Source organism: Streptomyces sp. NBC_01525, assembly GCF_045040405.1.
In the GTDB taxonomy this organism is placed as follows: domain Bacteria; phylum Actinomycetota; class Actinomycetes; order Streptomycetales; family Streptomycetaceae; genus Streptomyces; species Streptomyces benahoarensis.
This window is the reverse complement of record NZ_CP109397.1, coordinates 1,736,945-1,752,696: the sequence shown is the minus strand read 5'-3', so window position 1 is coordinate 1,752,696 and position 15,752 is coordinate 1,736,945. Positions and strand designations below refer to the sequence as shown.

Sequence of the window (15,752 nt, the reverse complement as noted above, 5' to 3'; positions counted from 1 at the left end):
GGGGCGACGGGCGCCACGGGCTCGACCGGTCGGTCGGGCACGGAAGGTGTGGGTGCGACAGCTTCGGGGACGGGTACCGCGGGGGCGGCGCCGGTCGCGGTCAGGGCCGCTCTCCGCGCTTGACCTGCGGCTTCGGCAGGCGCAGGCGGCGCATCTGGAGCGTGCGCATCACCGCGTACGCCTTGACGCCCTTGTGGCTCTCGTTCGGGAAGCGCTCGTTGAGCTGCTTGCCCATGCGGAGCCAGATGCCGAGGGAGTCCAGCACGATCAGCACGATGATCACGAGCCAGAGCAGCAGCGCGACGTTCTGGATCTGCGGCACCCGGATCATGGTGAGCACCAGGATGATCACGGCCATCGGCAGGAAGAACTCGGCGACGCACCACCGCGAGTCGACGTAGTCACGGGCGAAACGGCGCACCGGACCCTTGTCGCGCACGGGCAGATAACGCTCATCGCCGCTGGCCATGGCCTCGCGCTGCTTGGCCATGTCGACGCGGCGCGCCTCGCGCTGGGCCTTTGACGCCTCCTTGCGGTTGGCCGGCGTGTGCGCACGCGTACGGCGGTGCGCCTGCGCCTCACTGCGCTTCGGCGTCGGGCGGCCCTTGGGGGCCTGCGGGTCGCGGGGCTGCTGGGGCTGGTCCGCGGTCACCTTGGCGGTCGCGGCCTGCTCATCCTTCGAACGGCTTCGGAACACAACACCCAAGGGTACGGGGTCGGCGGGTGCGAGCGGCGGTCCGAGGGGGCACGATCCGGCAACGGTACGGACCGGCCACACGCGCCGTAACGGGACCAAGCGGACACGGTGACGGTGCCCCGGGGCGCCTCCTCCACCCTGGGCCGGAGGAATCCTCGTCCTGGAGGAGGAGCACATCCGGCCCCGAACAGTGCGGTAATGGAACCAGGGCCCGTACTGTGGGGTCTGTAGGTGTGCTGGAGTCCAACGCCCGAGGTAATTCGGTCAGAAGGGGGCGCGCGAGGCCCATGAGCGGTGTCATGAAGCGGATGGGGATGATCTTCCGCGCGAAGGCCAACAAGGCCCTGGACCGGGCCGAGGACCCGCGCGAGACCCTCGACTACTCGTACCAGAAGCAGCTGGAGCTGCTCCAGAAGGTGCGCCGCGGCGTCGCCGACGTGGCGACCTCCCGCAAGCGCCTGGAGCTGCAGCTCAACCAGCTCCAGGGCCAGTCGTCCAAGCTGGAGGACCAGGGCCGCAAGGCCCTTGCGCTCGGCCGCGAGGACCTCGCCCGTGAGGCGCTCTCGCGCCGCGGCGCGGTGCAGCAGCAGGTCACCGACCTGCAGGCGCAGCACCAGACCCTCCAGGGCGAGGAGGAGAAGCTGACCCTTGCCGCCCAGCGGCTGCAGGCCAAGGTCGACGCCTTCCGTACCAAGAAGGAGACGATCAAGGCGACGTACACCGCCGCCCAGGCGCAGACCCGGATCGGCGAGGCGTTCTCCGGCATCTCCGAGGAGATGGGCGACGTCGGTCTCGCCATCGAGCGCGCCGAGGACAAGACCGCGCAGATGCAGGCGCGGGCCGGTGCCATCGACGAGCTGCTCGCCTCCGGCGCCCTCGACGACCCGACCGGTATGGCCAAGGACGACATCACGGCCGAGCTGGACCGCCTCTCCGGCGGCAGCGACGTCGAGCTGGAGCTCCAGCGGATGAAGGCCGAACTGGCCGGTGGCTCCTCCGCAGGACAGCAGGCCATCGAAGGCGGCCAGGGCGGTCAGGCGCAGCCCTCCGCCCCCCAGGACCAGCCGCGTTCCGACAAGCAGTGACCGTCACCGGCGGTTAGCCTCACAGGGATCGCCGGACCGCAGACGAGGGAGACCGTCGTGATCGTACGGATCATGGGGGAGGGCCAGGTGAAGCTGGACGACGCCCACTTCACCGAGCTCAACGCGTTGGACGACGAGCTGCTCGCCGAGATGGAGAGCGGCGACGAGCAGGGCTTCCGGAAGACCCTGGGCGCCCTGCTCGACGCGGTGCGCCGCCTGGGCACCCCGCTGCCCGACGACGCCCTCGAACCGTCCGAGCTGATCCTCCCCGCGGAGGGCGCCACGCTCGACGAGGTCCGCGAGATGCTCAGCGACGACGGCCTCATCCCCGGCTGACCCCGGTCGGCGCCCGGCCCCCGGGCGCCCGCTCCAGCGCAGACGGACAGCGCCCCGGTCCCTCACAGGACCGGGGCGCTACCGTGTGCTCTCGTGACTCCTCCCGACACCGGCCGGGAAGCCCCGCGCCCCGGCCGCTTCCAGTGGTACCGGACGCACCCCCTGGTGTTCGACGCCGTGGTCGCGGTCTGCGCCCTCGCCGCGATCCTGTGCGGTTCGGTCGTCAACCGGCACGTCCCGGGCGGTCCGCGCCTCGCCGCCCACCCGCCGGAGCCCGCCGCCGTCGTCCTGGCCGTCCTGGCCTGCGCCGCGCTGGTGCTGCGCCGCCGCGCCCCGCGCACCGTCCTCGCCGTCACCGCCGCGCTCGCCCTCGTCGAGCTGGTCACCGAGGCCGGGCACTCCCGCGCCCCCGTCGCCGGGGCCGCCGTCCTCGCGCTCTTCACCCTCGCCGCCCGCACCGACCGCCCCACCACCTGGCGGATCGGCGCGCTGACCGCCGTCGGCCTCACCGCCGCCGCGATGCTCTACGGGCCCCGCCCCTGGTACGTGCAGGAGAACGTCGCGATCTTCGCCTGGATGGGCATGGCCGCCGCGACCGGCGACGCGGTCCGCAGCCGCCGCGCCTACATCGACGCCATCCGCGAACGCGCCGAACGCGCCGAACGCACCCGGGAGGAGGAGGCCCGCCGCCGCGTCGCCGAGGAGCGCATGCGCATCGCCCGGGACCTGCACGATGTCGTCGCCCACCACATCGCGCTTGTCAACGTCCAGGCAGGCGTCGCCTCACACGTCATGGACACCCGGCCCGACCAGGCCAAACAGGCGCTCGCCCATGTCCGGGAGGCGTCCCGCTCGGCGCTCGGCGAGCTCCGCGCCACCGTCGGACTGCTGCGCCAGTCCGACGACCCCACCGCCCCCACCGAACCCGCGCCCGGCCTCGGCGTGCTCGACCATCTCGTCGACGGCTTCGTCCGCGCCGGGCTCCCCGTCGACCTCCAGGTGCCGCCGTCCGCCCAAGGGCTGCCCGCCTCCGTCGACCTCACCGCGTACCGCATCGTCCAGGAGGCGCTGACCAACGTCCGCAAGCACGCGGGCGACGGCGCCCGGGCCGTGGTCCGTATCGTCCGCAGCGAGGCCACGCTGACCGTCACGGTGCTGGACGACGGCGCCGGGCGGCCCCCGGTGCCGCGCGGCCGGGGCGCGGCCGACGACGGGGAGCCCGGCGGCGGCCACGGCCTGATCGGCATGCGCGAGCGCGCCCAGGCGCTGCGCGGCACCGTCGTCACCGGGGCCCGGCCTTCCGGCGGTTTCCAGGTGCGTGCCACGCTTCCCCTCCAGCCCGCCCGTACGGAAGAGACCCCGCTGTGACGATCAAGGTGCTGCTCGCCGACGACCAGGCGCTGCTGCGGAGCGCGTTCCGTGTGCTGGTCGACTCGGAACCGGGCATGGAGGTCGTCGGCGAGGCGTCCGACGGTGCCCAGGCGTACGAGCTGGCCCGCGCCACCGTGCCCGACGTGGTCCTGATGGACATCCGCATGCCCGGCACCGACGGCCTCGCCGCCACCCGCATGATCAGCGAGGACCCGCAGCTGGACGGTGTCCGCGTGGTGATCCTGACGACCTTCGAGGTCGACGACTACGTGGTGCGGGCGCTGCGGGCCGGGGCCGGCGGCTTCCTCGGCAAGGGCGCCGAACCGGACGAGCTGATCGCCGCGATCCGCATCGCCGCCGCCGGCGAGGCGCTGCTCTCCCCGGCCGCGACCAAGGGCCTGATCGCGAAGTTCCTCGCCCAGGGGGAGGACGGGCCCGCCTCCGGCGGCCGTTGCGGCGACGACGACGCGCGGCGGCGGCTGGCCACCCTCACCGGCCGCGAACGGGAGGTCCTGGTGCTCGTCGCGGGCGGCCTGTCGAACGACGAGATCGGCGCCCGGCTGGAGGTCAGCCCGCTGACGGTGAAGACGCACGTCAATCGCGCGATGGCCAAGCTCGGCGCCCGCGACCGGGCCCAGCTGGTGGTCACCGCGTATGAAACCGGACTCGTACGCCCACGGGTGCAGTGAGCGCGCGGGGGCGTACTCCGATCGCGGTACGCCCCGCCTGCGGAAACCGACCTGGGAGCGAGGAAAACCGGCGGTTTCGTGGCCGAGGGTGTGAGTGGGCCGCTTCTGCGTGCCCGCCGACGCCCGCGCGGCTGGGCGCGGCAGCCCGGTGACCGCGGCTGCCGTCCGGCCGTCCCCCGACCCGTTCCGCCGCCCCCCCAGAACAGAAGAAGGTCCGTCACCCATGTCCTGGCTGTCCCGCATCAGCCTCGTGCAACGCGGCCTGATAGCGCTGATGTCGATCGTCGCGATCGCCTTCGGCGCCCTCGCGATCCCGCAGCTCAAGCAGCAGCTCCTGCCCTCCATCGACCTGCCGATGGTCTCCGTGATCGCCCCGTATCAGGGCGCCTCGCCCGATGTCGTCGAAAAGCAGGTCGTCGAGCCGCTGGAGAACGGCATCCAGGCGGTCAACGGCATCAAGGGCGTCACCTCGACGTCGAGCGAGGGCTCCGGCGTCATCATGGCGCAGTTCGACTACGGCAACGACTCCAAGACCCTGGTCGCCGACGTCCAGCAGGCCGTCAACCGGGCCCGGGCGAAGCTGCCCACGGGCGTGGACCCGCAGGTGGTCTCCGGCGGCACGGACGATCTGCCCACGGTCGTCCTCGCCGTCTCGTCCACCACGAAGGACCAGCAGACCCTCGCCGACCAGCTGAACCGCACGGTCGTCCCGGATCTGAAGAACATCGACGGCGTCGGCCAGGTCAACGTCGGCGGGGTGCAGGACCGGATCGTCGCGGTCACCCCGGACGACAAGAAGATGGCCGCCGCGGGCCTCAACGCCGCCGCGCTCGGCCAGGCGCTCCAGGCCGGTGGCACCTCGGTGCCCGCCGGTGCCTTCGCCGAGGGCGGCCGCAGCCGGACCGTGCAGGTCGGCGCGGGCTTCACCTCCGTCGCGCAGATCAAGGACCTGATGGTCGCCCCCGCGGCCGGTGCGGCGGGCGGCGGGCAGGGCGGCAAGCCGGTCCGGCTCGGTGATGTCGCCACCGTCGCGGAGACGCCGGCGACGGCGACCTCGATCACCCGCACCAACGGCAGGCCCAGCCTCTCCGTCACCGTGACGATGAGCCAGGACGGCAGCGCCGTCGCCATCTCCGACGCGGTCAAGGACAAGCTCGACACCATCCGCGCGGACCTGGGCGCCGGTGCGAGCGTCACCATCGCCTCGGACCAGGGCCCGCAGGTCTCCAAGTCCATCGAATCGCTGACCACCGAGGGCCTGCTCGGCCTCGTCATGGCCGTGATCGTGATCCTGGTCTTCCTGCTGAGCCTGCGCTCGACCCTGGTCACCGCGGTCTCCATCCCGCTGTCCGTGGTCCTCACGCTGATCGTGCTGTGGACCGGCGACCTCTCTCTGAACATGCTCACCCTGGGGGGTCTGACCATCGCGATCGGCCGGGTCGTCGACGACTCGATCGTCGTCCTGGAGAACATCAAGCGGCACCTGGGCTACGGCGAGGAGCGGCGCGAGGCGATCCTCAAGGGCGTCAAGGAGGTCTCCGGCGCGATCACCTCCTCCACCCTCACCACCGTCGCGGTCTTCCTCCCGATCGGTGTGGTCGGCGGCATGGTCGGCGCCCTCTTCGGCTCCTTCTCCCTCACCGTCACCGTCGCCCTGCTCTCCTCGCTGCTGGTCTCGCTGACCGTGGTGCCGGTGCTGTCGTACTGGTTCCTGCGCGCCCCCGAGATCCCCGAGGGCACCGACCCCGAGCAGCTGCGCCGCGAGGCCGAGGAGAAGGAGGCGAACAGCGCGCTGCAGCGGCTGTACGTGCCGGTGCTGCGGTTCGCCACCCGCCGCCGCGGGATCAGCCTGCTGATCGCCGTGGTCGTCCTCCTCGGCACCTTCGGCATGGCCCCGCTGCTGAAGACCACCTTCTTCGACCAGGGCCGGCAGGACACCCTGAGCATCAAGCAGGAGCTGACGCCGGGCACCAGCCTGAGCGCGACCGACGCGCAGGCCAAGCGGGTCGAGAAGGTCCTCGCCGCCAACAAGGACGTGCAGGACTACCAGGTCACGGTCGGCTCCTCCGGGATGATGGCGGCCTTCGGCGGCGGCTCCGGCGCCAACCAGGCCAGCTACCAGGTCAAGCTGAAGGACGCGGCCGACTCCGACAAGGTCACCGACGACCTCCACGCCGCTCTGGCGAAGCTCGGCCGGGCCGCCGGGACCACCTCCGTCGGCGCGGGCGGCGGCGGCTTCGGCAACCAGGACCTCAGCGTGGTCGTCAAGGCCGGTGACGCCGACGTCCTGGCGAGCGCCACCGAGCAGGTCCGCAAGGCCGTCGCGGGCCTGGCCGACGTCACCGACGTCAGCAGCGACCTCTCGCAGTCCGTGCCGCGGATCTCCGTGACGCCCAACGACAAGGCCGCCGCGGCCGGTTACACCCAGGCCACGCTCGGCCAGGCCGTCGCCCAGGCCGTGAGCGGCACCCCCAGCGGCAAGGCTGTGCTCGACGACACCGAGCGCGACGTGGTGATCAAGTCGGCGCACCCGGCGACCACCGAGGCCAAGCTCAAGGACCTGCCGCTGCCGACCCCGTCCGGGATGGCCCGCCTCGGCGACCTCGCCACCGTCAAGACCGTGGCCGGTCCGGTCCGGATGACCCGGATCGACGGCGCCCGCTCGGCGACCGTCACCGCCACTCCGACCGGCGACAACACCGGCGCGGTCTCCACCAAGCTCCAGAGCGGGATCAACGCGCTGAAGCTGCCGTCCGGCGCCACCGCGACCATCGGTGGTGTCTCCCAGGACCAGTCCGACGCGTTCGGCAAGCTGGGCCTGGCGATGCTCGCGGCCATCGCGATCGTCTTCCTGCTGCTGGTGGCCACCTTCCGTTCGATCGTCCAGCCGCTGATCCTGCTGATCTCGATCCCGTTCGCCGCCACCGGCGCGCTCGGCCTGCTGGTCGCCACCGGCACCCCGATGGGCGTCCCGGCGATGATCGGCATGCTGATGCTCATCGGCATCGTCGTCACCAACGCGATCGTGCTGATCGACCTGATCAACCAGTACCGGGCGCAGGGCTACGGCGTCGTCGAGGCGGTCGTCGAGGGCGGCCGCCACCGGCTCCGCCCGATCCTGATGACCGCGCTCGCCACGATCATGGCGCTGCTGCCGATGGCGCTCTCGTTCACCGGCGACGGCGGCTTCATCTCCCAGCCGCTCGCGGTGGTCGTGATCGGCGGCCTGATCACCTCCACCCTGCTCACCCTCCTCCTCGTCCCGACGCTCTACGCGGTCATCGAACTCCGCAAGGAGCGCCGGGCGAAGAAGAAGGCCGACAAGCGGGCCCACAAGGACGGCAACCCGCCCGCCGCGGACGACCGCGACGGCGACCGGACACCGGAGCAGGCGGGCGTGTGACCCGCCTGCCCGGAGCGGCCCGCCGCCCCGGACCCGTACACCGCACGCCCGGCCGGGCTCCCCGGCCGGGCGTGCGCCCGTTACGGGGACGCGGGCACCGGCCCCTCCGCGGGCCCGGCTCCCGTACGGACGGCCGCCACCGGGCCGTGGCTACCATGGCGCGATGAGCGACGACACCTCCGACGACACCTCCGAGAGCAGCTCCGGCGCGTCGCGCGGCTCCGGAGGGAGCCTGCCGGGCCTCGACACGCTGCGCCTCCTCGCCCGCTGGGAGCCCTGGGCGCTGCTGCTCGTGCTGGCCGTGCTGGCCTTCGTCTTCTCCTGAGCCGGGCGGCCGCGGCCCGGCCCCTCTCACCACCGCAACGCCGTGAAGTCCACCGGCCGCGGCCGCATCTGCTGCGCCCGGTCCGTCAACTCCCGCATCCGCCGGGCCATCTCCGCCTCCGGCAGATGCCTCCGGTCGCCGTGCCCGGGGAGCAGCCAGGAGAAGCGCAGCCGGTCGACGGTCCGGGCCAGCGACGCGGCCAGCTCCGTGACGGAGTACCAGGTGACGCTCTCCGCCACTTCGAGGTCCCCGGTCGTCCGCGACCAGTAGAAGCTGTCGCCGCTGAAGCAGTACCGCTCGTCCGCGACGTAGAGCACGCTGCCCCGGGTGTGGCCCGGCAGCGGATGGGCCACCACGCCGTCGGCGACCGTCACCGGGCCGGTGCCGCGCAGCACCCGGTCCGCGTCCGGCGCCGCGTCCAGATCGCCCTCGTGGATCCACAGCCGGGCCCCGAAGCGGTCGGCGTAGCGGCGGCCGTGCGCGGCGTGGTCCCGGTGGGTGAGCAGGACGTCGGTCACCGGCCCGTCCACCTCGAACCGGACGGCCAGCGCCTCGCTGAACCGCGGCGTGTCGATCATCAGCTGCGTACCGCCCGGCCGCCGCAGCAGATACGCGTTGGCGCCCGCGGTGTGCGGCGAGTTGTGCCCGCACAGGCTCACCGCGTCGTCCAGCCGCAGCGGGAACGGGTCCCGCTCCGCCGCCACCCGCCCGCCGCGCCGCCGTACCGATCGCGTCGGGCAGGCGAACGCCACCGCGTGCAGCTGCCGTTCCTCCGCCGCATTGCGCGGCTGCCGCACCACCTCGGACCGGCGGCCGATCTCCTCGATCAGCTCCGGCGCGAGCTGCCGCGCCACATCGCAGTTGGTGCACCGGCCGTCCACGTACCAGTCCCCGTCGCCCGCCTCCGGGCGCGCCGCCCTGTCGTCCGCCGTACTGTCCACGTCCGCCTCCCTGACCGCTGTGACCCGTCGGTCCCTCACCTTCCCGGGCCACGAGGCTCCCGCACCTCACCGGAAAAGAGGAAGGGGGACGGGCTCTTGTTTCTGCTGGTCACAGGGGCTCTCACAAGGGGGCACATTGTCATGCGCAGAACATATTCGGTACGCGAAAGAACCCCGCGGGAAGAGGTTCCCGCGGGGCTCCGACGCGCATGCGCTCCGGCTACGGCAGCGCCAGCATCCGCTCCAGCGCCAGCTTGGCGAAGTGCGCGGTCTCCTCGTCGACCTCGATACGGTTGACGGTCTTCCCGGCGACCAGCGACTCCAGCGTCCATACGAGGTGCGGCAGGTCGATGCGGTTCATCGTCGAGCAGAAGCAGACCGTCCTGTCGAGGAAGACGATCTCCTTGCCCTCGGGGGCGAAGCGGTTCGCCAGGCGGCGGACGAGGTTCAGCTCGGTGCCGATCGCCCACTTCGAACCGGCCGGGGCCGCCTCCAGCGCCTTGATGATGTACTCCGTCGACCCCACCTGGTCCGCGGCGGCCACCACCTCGTGCTTGCACTCGGGGTGGACCAGGACGTTCACCCCCGGTATGCGCGCCCGGACGTCGTTCACCGACTGCAGCGAGAACCGCCCGTGCACCGAGCAGTGGCCGCGCCACAGGATCATCTTCGCGGCCCGCAGCTCCTCGGTGGTCAGACCGCCGTTCGGCTTGTGCGGGTTGTAGACCACGCAGTCGTCCAGGGACATGCCCAGGTCACGGACGGCGGTGTTGCGGCCCAGATGCTGATCGGGGAGGAAGAGCACCTTGGTGGACGAGGGCTCCCTCTGCGCGAAGGCCCACTCCAGCGCCCGCTTCGCATTGGACGAGGTGCAGATCGTCCCGCCGTGCTTCCCCGTGAACGCCTTGATGTCGGCGGAGGAGTTCATGTACGCCACGGGCACGGTCCGCTCGGCCACGCCCGCCTCGGTCAGGACGTCCCAGCACTCCGCGACCTGCTCGGCGGTGGCCATGTCGGCCATCGAGCAGCCGGCCGCCAGGTCGGGCAGGATCACCCGCTGGTCGTCGCCGGTGAGGATGTCGGCGGACTCCGCCATGAAGTGCACACCGCAGAAGACGATGTACTCGGCGTCCGGCCGGGCGGCGGCGTCCCGCGCGAGCTTGAACGAGTCGCCGGTGACATCGGCGAACTCGATCACCTCGTCGCGCTGGTAGTGGTGGCCCAGCACGAACACCTTGTCGCCGAGCGTCGCCTTGGCCGCGCGGGCGCGTGCGACCAGATCCGGATCGGACGGGGCCGGGAGGTCGCCGGGGCACTCCACGCCGCGCTCGCTCTTCGGGTCGGCCTCGCGGCCGAGCAGCAGCAGCGCCAGCGGGCTCGGCGTTACGTCCAGGGGCTGGGCGGTGGTCACGACACGCACCCTCTCTTCTCCTCGATGGGTGCGGTGTGGCCGCACCGGGGCTCCGGGCGGATGTCCCGCCGGAACCCTTTTCGTCTATTTGACGTTATCCATGATATCCGCTTCACGTCACTTTGACGATGGCCATAGTGTCGATGTGACGCATCCGTACCCGCCGTTTCCCGGGCGTCACAGCAGTCCCGTGCGCGGGTGTGCGAGCATGAGGAGGGAAGGTCAGCGGAGCCCGGCCGGAACGGTCCGGAAGGGCCCGACCCACCACGCGTGCAGCCGGAATTAATCCGGGACGACGCCGGTTGCAGTTGGTTGCATCCGTTGACAAGCGGTCCGTACAACCCGGGAGAGATGTAGATGAGCGTTCAGGACGAGAAGGCCGCCGTCAGTGACGGCATCATCCTGTCCGACGCGGCCGCGTCGAAGGTGAAGGGCCTGCTGGAGCAGGAGGGCCGCGACGACCTCGCGCTGCGGGTCGCCGTGCAGCCCGGCGGTTGCTCCGGTCTGCGCTACCAGCTCTTCTTCGACGAGCGCTCGCTCGACGGCGACGTGGTCAAGGACTTCGACGGCGTCAAGGTCGTCACCGACCGGATGAGCGCCCCGTACCTGGGCGGCGCCTCGATCGACTTCGTCGACACCATCGAGAAGCAGGGCTTCACGATCGACAACCCCAACGCCACCGGCTCCTGCGCCTGCGGCGACTCCTTCAGCTGACGGCTGCGGGACGACAGACGGCGGAAGGCGGCACCCGTGCGGGTGCCGCCTTCCGCCGTTTCCGTGCCCGGCCGTTTCCCGGGCCGCTCCGGCCGCCCGGCTCCGCCGCGCGGACCGGCCGGACGGGGAGATCCGGCCGGCCCGCACGGCCGGGGCCCACGCGGGTGCCGCGGGCCTGCCCGCCGGGGCGGAAAAGCCAGGACTACCGCGCGGGAACCGGCTCACCGGTCGAGGCGTCGATCACCTTCCGGCCGTCCAGCGGCGCCTTCAGCGTCACGGTCCGGGTGAACTCCTTCGCGATCTTCACGCAGACCTGGCCCGGCTTCTTGTCCTTACCGGTGATCTCCGTCCGCACCGCCGCGTCCGACTCGTGCACCCGCACCGTGTACGTGCTGCACACCCCGCCCCAGAAGTGCAGCGTCAGCTTCCGGCCACCGTCGGAGACCGCGTACGCCTCCAGCGCCATCGCGCCCGGCTCCCCGGACGGCGAGCCGGACCCCTTCGCGGGGCCGTCGCCGGGATGCGTCAGGTACTGCGGCTGCACCGCCGGGTGCGCCACCGTCGACGTCGCGTCCGGGCCGTCGCCCGCGCCCGGCTGCACCACTGCGAACAGCCACGACGGCACCAACGCCCGACCGCCCGAGACGTACTGCACCGACAGCCCGAAGACCGCGCCGGTCACCTCGGCCGGCCTCTGCGCCCGCGTCGGCGCGGGCTCACAGGGCGCGATACCGCCGGACTTCCCCGGCGCCGCATCCGAGGACGGGCAGCCGCCCGGAGTGTGGCTCCCGTCGCGGGAGTTGAGCCGCGCCAGCGTCCGGTCCGCGCTCAGCACCGGATACTCCGCGCCCTTCACCGGCTTCGCCGACTGCCCGCTGCCGCCGACCACCTGACCGTCCGCGCCGACCTGGAGATCGCTCTGCCAGCCGTACGTAGGCAGCCCGCCGAGCACCGGATCGGCCCGCACCGTGCGCACCGCGCCGGACAGCCCGTGCGCGTCCAGCCGGGCGTCGGACTGGCCCAGCGCCGCCAGCACCGGCCGCACCGCCCGCTCCGCCTCCTTCTGCGACACCGCGCCCGCGCCGCTGCCGTCGTCCCGTGTCGCGGCGTCCGGCCCGCCCCGGTACGACGGGCACCCCGGCCGCTCCGACGCGCCGCCGTCCGCCCCGCCCTTGGGGGAGGCGGGCAGCGCGCAGTTGGTGCCGCCGGGCGTGCCGTACGCGGAGTACGTCCAGGAACCCGAACCGGCCTTGGTCACCTGGAGCACCGGGCCCCGGCCGTCGCGCGTCGGCCCGCCCACCTTCCAGACGGTGCCCTCGGACCGGACCTTTCCGGCCACATCCAGCGCCTTCGCCAGCCGCTTCACCACGTCCGGCGAGACACCGCCGCGCGGCCGGTACAGCGGCGCGGAACCGGGCCCGTCCGGCAGCGCCTTCACCGCGCGGTACGCGGCGCCCTGCGGATTGGGCTCACCTGCGGCGATCTGCCCCCGGCCCTGGTACCCGTCGAGCACCAGGGGCGGCGGCCCGCCCGCGGTGCCGTGCCCCTCGCCGCCCCCGGCGGCCGAGGCCCAGTACGCGGCCCCGCCACCGGCCAGCAGCACCGCCGCGGCCACCGAGACGACCGCGACCCGGCTCCGCCGCGACCGCGCGGGCTCCGTCGGTTCGGGGGTGGTGTCCTCGCTGTTCACCGCATCGCTCCTTCGGCTCCGCTGTCCGTGCGTCGTGCCGCCCTCCGCGGGGAGGACACCGATGGGACGGCGCGGGCGCGCGGGTGGTTCCCCTGGGCGGGCGGTACGGGAGGCCCGCCCCGGCGCCGGCCGGAGTTCCGGGGCACAGCCGTCCCGGCCCGGCCCTACCCCGTCTCAGTCCCCGTACTCCGCCATCCCGTCCACCAGCGCCGCCGACGCCGGGGGCACCCGCACCCCGTGCAGCTCGGCGGCGTGGTCCGGCGGGGGAGTGCGGTGCCCGGACTTCCAGCGCGGCGCCATCCGCGCGCAGTCGCCGCGCAGCTGGTCCAGCGACTCGGGATCGGCGGCGTCCGGACGCCGGGCGCGGTCGGGAGATGTGAGGGGCTTCACAGGCTTGGTCATAGGGGAACCGTACGCATCCGGTGCGAGTCGGGAAAGCCCTACTATGCGGTAGTTTCGGCAGGTGGGAGGGGCCCGGGGAACCGGGTAGCGTGGTGCAACGCCCGCCCCTCCCTACGCCTCCGCAGGAGTAGACAGCCGTGCGTATCGCAGTCACCGGCTCCATCGCCACCGACCACCTGATGACCTTCCCCGGCCGCTTCGCCGACCAGCTGGTCGCCGATCAGCTGCACACGGTCTCCCTCTCCTTCCTCGTCGACCAGCTCGACGTCCGGCGCGGCGGCGTCGCCGCCAACATCTGCTTCGGCATGGGCCAGCTCGGCACCGAGCCGATCCTGGTCGGCGCCGCGGGCAACGACTTCGACGAGTACCGCGCCTGGCTCGACCGCCACGGCGTCGACACCCACTCGGTCCGTATCTCCGAGGTGCTGCACACCGCCCGCTTCGTCTGCACCACCGACGCCGACCACAACCAGATCGGCTCCTTCTACACCGGCGCGATGAGCGAGGCCCGCCTGATCGAGCTCCAGACCGTCGCCGAGCGCGTCGGCGGCCTCGACCTCGTCGTCATCGGCGCGGACGACCCCGAGGCGATGATCCGCCACACCGAGGAGTGCCGCAGCCGCCGGATCCCGTTCGGCGCCGACTTCTCCCAGCAGATCGCCCGCATGGACGGCGAGGCCATCCGCACCCTCATGGAGGGCGCCGCCTACCTCTTCTCCAACGAGTACGAGAAGGGCCTCATCGAGTCCAAGACCGGCTGGACCGACGAGGAGATCCTCGCCAAGGTCGGCACCCGCGTCACCACCCTCGGCGCCAACGGCGTCCGCATCGAGTGCGCCGGTGAGCCGGTCATCGAGGTCACCACGCCCGAGGAGACCACCAAGGCCGACCCGACCGGCGTCGGCGACGCCTTCCGCGCCGGTTTCCTCTCCGGCCTCTCCTGGGGCGTCGCCCCGGAGCGTGCCGCCCAGGTCGGCTGCATGCTCGCCACCCTCGTCATCGAGACCGTCGGCACCCAGGAGTACGAGCTGCACCGCAGCCACTTCATGGACCGCTTCACCAAGGCGTACGGCCACGAGGCCGCCACCGAGATCCAGCAGCACCTGGCCTGACCGGACCGGGGGAGACCCCGCGTCAGGGCCCGGTCCGCGGCCCGTGCCGCGCCCCCGGACGTACGGCACGGCCGCCCCGGCCCGTCCGCCTACACGCGGCGCCGCACCACATACGCGGCGCCGCGTTCCCTTTCCAGGGAGCGCGCGCCGACGTACTCCTGACCCTGCGACCAGCACCAGGCCGGAATGTCCAGCGCCGCCACCTCGTCGTCCGACCGGACCGTCACGGTGGCGCCCACCGGCACCCGCTCGATCGCCTTCGCCAGTTCGATCACCGGCATCGGACACCGCGCGCCCAGCGCGTCCACCACCAGCGACCCCGGCTCCCCACTCTCCGGCGCCGCCGCGACCACCCCCGGCGCGCCCAGTGCCTCCCGCACCTCGCGCACCGCCCCCGGCAGCACGTCCAGGAACCGCTCCACCTCGTCCGCCCCGGTCCCGACCGGCAGCGACACCCGTACGTTCCCCTCGGACAGCACCCCCATCGCCTTGAGCACATGGCTCGGCGTCAGCGTGCTGGAGGTGCACGACGAGCCGGACGACACCGAGAACCCGGCCCGGTCCAGCCCGTGCAGCAGCGACTCGCCGTCCACATAGAGGCAGGAGAACGTCACCAGATGCGGCAGCCGGCGCTCCGGATCGCCCACCACCTCCACATCCGGCACCGACGCCGCCACCCGCTCCCGGATCCGCGCCACCAGCCCCCGCAGCCGTTCGGCCTCCGCCGCCGCATCCGCCCGCACCGCCCGCAGCGATGCGGCTGCCGCCACGATCGCCGGGACGTTCTCGAAACCGGGCGCCCGGCCCGCCTCCCGCTCATCGGCCGGACCCCGCGGCGCGAACCGCGTCCCCTTCCGCACCGCCAGCAGCCCCACCCCGGGCGGCCCGCCCCACTTGTGTGCACTGCCCGCCAGCACCGACCACGGCCCCGCCACCGGCCCCCACAGCAGCGACTGCGCCGCGTCCACCAACAGCGGCACGCCCGCCGCCGCACACGCCTCGGCCACCTCGGCCACCGGCTGCTCCGTCCCCACCTCGTGGTTGGCGGACTGGAGCACCGCCAGCGCGGTGTCCGGCGTCAGCGCCGCCGCGAACTCCGCCGCCGCGACCCGCCCGGTACGGTCGCACCCGACCTCCGCCACCGACCCGCCGTCCGCCTCGTGCACCTCCGCCGCGTGCAGTACGCAGGAGTGCTCCACGGCCGACCGCACCAGCCGCCGTCCGGCCCGCCGCCGCCCTGCCAGCACGCCGGAGATGCCCGAATGCGCCGCTTGCGTACCCGAAGGGGTGAAAACCAGCTCGTCGGCCCGGCAGCCCACGGCCTCCGCGGCCGCCTCCCGCGCGGCGTCCAGCAGGATCCGCGCCCGCCGTCCCTCCTGGTGCAGCCGGGCCGGATCGGCCCAGCCCTCGTCCAGCGAGGCGAGCAGCGCCTCCCGGGCGACGGGATGCAGCGGGGCGGAGGACGCGGCGTCGAAGTAGGGCACGTACGAGACGGTAGAGGACGGCCGCGGCCCCGTGGCGGGTGGCCGCACCCGGCCCGGCGACCGGTCCCGGGCGGGGCGTCAGATCCCGCGGA

General features: G+C 73.0%; 14 protein-coding genes. 8 read left to right on the top strand and 6 right to left on the bottom strand.

The window, feature by feature from the left end; translation table 11 throughout:
- Nucleotides 1-100: 100 nt before the first annotated feature.
- Nucleotides 101-697: a DUF3043 domain-containing protein gene (locus OG422_RS07840; RefSeq protein ID WP_143940785.1), complete on the bottom strand. Its 597-nt coding sequence runs from the start codon at nt 695-697 to the stop codon at nt 101-103.
- A 287-nt stretch (nt 698-984) separates the two neighbouring features.
- On the opposite strand from OG422_RS07840, the gene OG422_RS07835 reads away from it, so the two are divergent.
- The 6 genes from OG422_RS07835 (at nt 985) to OG422_RS07810 (ending at nt 7,906) form a co-directional block, all read left to right on the top strand.
- On the top strand, nt 985-1,782 hold the full coding sequence (locus tag OG422_RS07835) for a PspA/IM30 family protein (protein ID WP_143940784.1): 798 nt from the start codon (nt 985-987) through the stop codon (nt 1,780-1,782).
- Between the two features lie 57 nt (nt 1,783-1,839).
- Nucleotides 1,840-2,118 carry a PspA-associated protein PspAA gene (locus tag OG422_RS07830; protein WP_143940783.1) on the top strand — a complete coding sequence of 93 codons (279 nt, stop codon included), beginning with the start codon at nt 1,840-1,842 and terminating at the stop codon, nt 2,116-2,118.
- Nucleotides 2,119-2,211: 93 nt separating this feature from the next.
- The gene (locus OG422_RS07825; RefSeq protein ID WP_405741272.1) at nt 2,212-3,486 is read left to right on the top strand and encodes a sensor histidine kinase; all 1,275 of its coding nucleotides are present in this window, start codon (nt 2,212-2,214) and stop codon (nt 3,484-3,486) included.
- On the top strand, nt 3,483-4,178 hold the full coding sequence (locus OG422_RS07820; protein ID WP_143940781.1) for a response regulator transcription factor: 696 nt from the start codon (nt 3,483-3,485) through the stop codon (nt 4,176-4,178). The genes OG422_RS07825 and OG422_RS07820 overlap by 4 nt, the downstream gene beginning before the upstream one ends.
- 223 nt (nt 4,179-4,401) lie before the next feature.
- Nucleotides 4,402-7,581, top strand: a complete 3,180-nt coding sequence (locus OG422_RS07815) for an efflux RND transporter permease subunit (RefSeq protein ID WP_405741269.1) — start codon at nt 4,402-4,404, stop codon at nt 7,579-7,581.
- 163 nt (nt 7,582-7,744) lie between these two features.
- A complete protein-coding gene (locus OG422_RS07810) occupies nt 7,745-7,906 on the top strand; it encodes a hypothetical protein (RefSeq protein ID WP_405741266.1) in 162 nt (53 codons plus the stop codon).
- A gap of 26 nt (nt 7,907-7,932) precedes the next feature.
- Here the strand turns inward: OG422_RS07810 and OG422_RS07805 are convergent, their stop codons facing one another.
- Nucleotides 7,933-8,847 (bottom strand): 4Fe-4S domain-containing protein, encoded by a 915-nt coding sequence (locus OG422_RS07805; RefSeq protein ID WP_405741263.1) that lies wholly within the window; start codon nt 8,845-8,847, stop codon nt 7,933-7,935.
- 220 nt (nt 8,848-9,067) lie between these two features.
- Entirely contained in the window at nt 9,068-10,267 is a 1,200-nt protein-coding gene (gene nadA, locus OG422_RS07800; RefSeq protein ID WP_405741260.1) for a quinolinate synthase NadA, read from the bottom strand.
- A 348-nt stretch (nt 10,268-10,615) separates the two neighbouring features.
- Between nadA and OG422_RS07795 the strand changes: the two genes are divergently transcribed.
- Nucleotides 10,616-10,972 (top strand): HesB/IscA family protein, encoded by a 357-nt coding sequence (locus tag OG422_RS07795; RefSeq protein WP_405741257.1) that lies wholly within the window; start codon nt 10,616-10,618, stop codon nt 10,970-10,972.
- Nucleotides 10,973-11,174: 202 nt separating this feature from the next.
- Here the strand turns inward: OG422_RS07795 and OG422_RS07790 are convergent, their stop codons facing one another.
- The gene (locus tag OG422_RS07790; RefSeq protein WP_405741254.1) at nt 11,175-12,662 is read right to left on the bottom strand and encodes a hypothetical protein; all 1,488 of its coding nucleotides are present in this window, start codon (nt 12,660-12,662) and stop codon (nt 11,175-11,177) included.
- Nucleotides 12,663-12,836: 174 nt separating this feature from the next.
- Entirely contained in the window at nt 12,837-13,064 is a 228-nt protein-coding gene (locus tag OG422_RS07785) for a hypothetical protein (RefSeq protein ID WP_143940775.1), read from the bottom strand.
- 137 nt (nt 13,065-13,201) lie between these two features.
- Here OG422_RS07785 and OG422_RS07780 point away from each other — a divergent pair, with 137 nt between their 5' ends.
- The gene (locus OG422_RS07780; protein WP_405741251.1) at nt 13,202-14,176 is read left to right on the top strand and encodes a carbohydrate kinase family protein; all 975 of its coding nucleotides are present in this window, start codon (nt 13,202-13,204) and stop codon (nt 14,174-14,176) included.
- A gap of 89 nt (nt 14,177-14,265) precedes the next feature.
- Here the strand turns inward: OG422_RS07780 and OG422_RS07775 are convergent, their stop codons facing one another.
- The gene (locus tag OG422_RS07775) at nt 14,266-15,660 is read right to left on the bottom strand and encodes a cysteine desulfurase/sulfurtransferase TusA family protein (RefSeq protein WP_405741249.1); all 1,395 of its coding nucleotides are present in this window, start codon (nt 15,658-15,660) and stop codon (nt 14,266-14,268) included.
- Between the last annotated feature and the right edge of the window lie 92 nt (nt 15,661-15,752).

Bases quoted from the DNA above. Each gene is read 5' to 3' on its own strand.
- OG422_RS07835 (WP_143940784.1), top strand. From the start codon at position 985: ATGAGCGGTGTCATGAAGCGGATGGGGATGATCTTCCGCGCGAAGGCC.
- OG422_RS07815 (WP_405741269.1), top strand. From the start codon at position 4,402: ATGTCCTGGCTGTCCCGCATCAGCCTCGTGCAACGCGGCCTGATAGCG.
- OG422_RS07810 (WP_405741266.1), top strand. From the start codon at position 7,745: ATGAGCGACGACACCTCCGACGACACCTCCGAGAGCAGCTCCGGCGCG.
- OG422_RS07795 (WP_405741257.1), top strand. From the start codon at position 10,616: ATGAGCGTTCAGGACGAGAAGGCCGCCGTCAGTGACGGCATCATCCTG.
- OG422_RS07785 (WP_143940775.1), bottom strand. From the start codon at position 13,064: ATGACCAAGCCTGTGAAGCCCCTCACATCTCCCGACCGCGCCCGGCGT.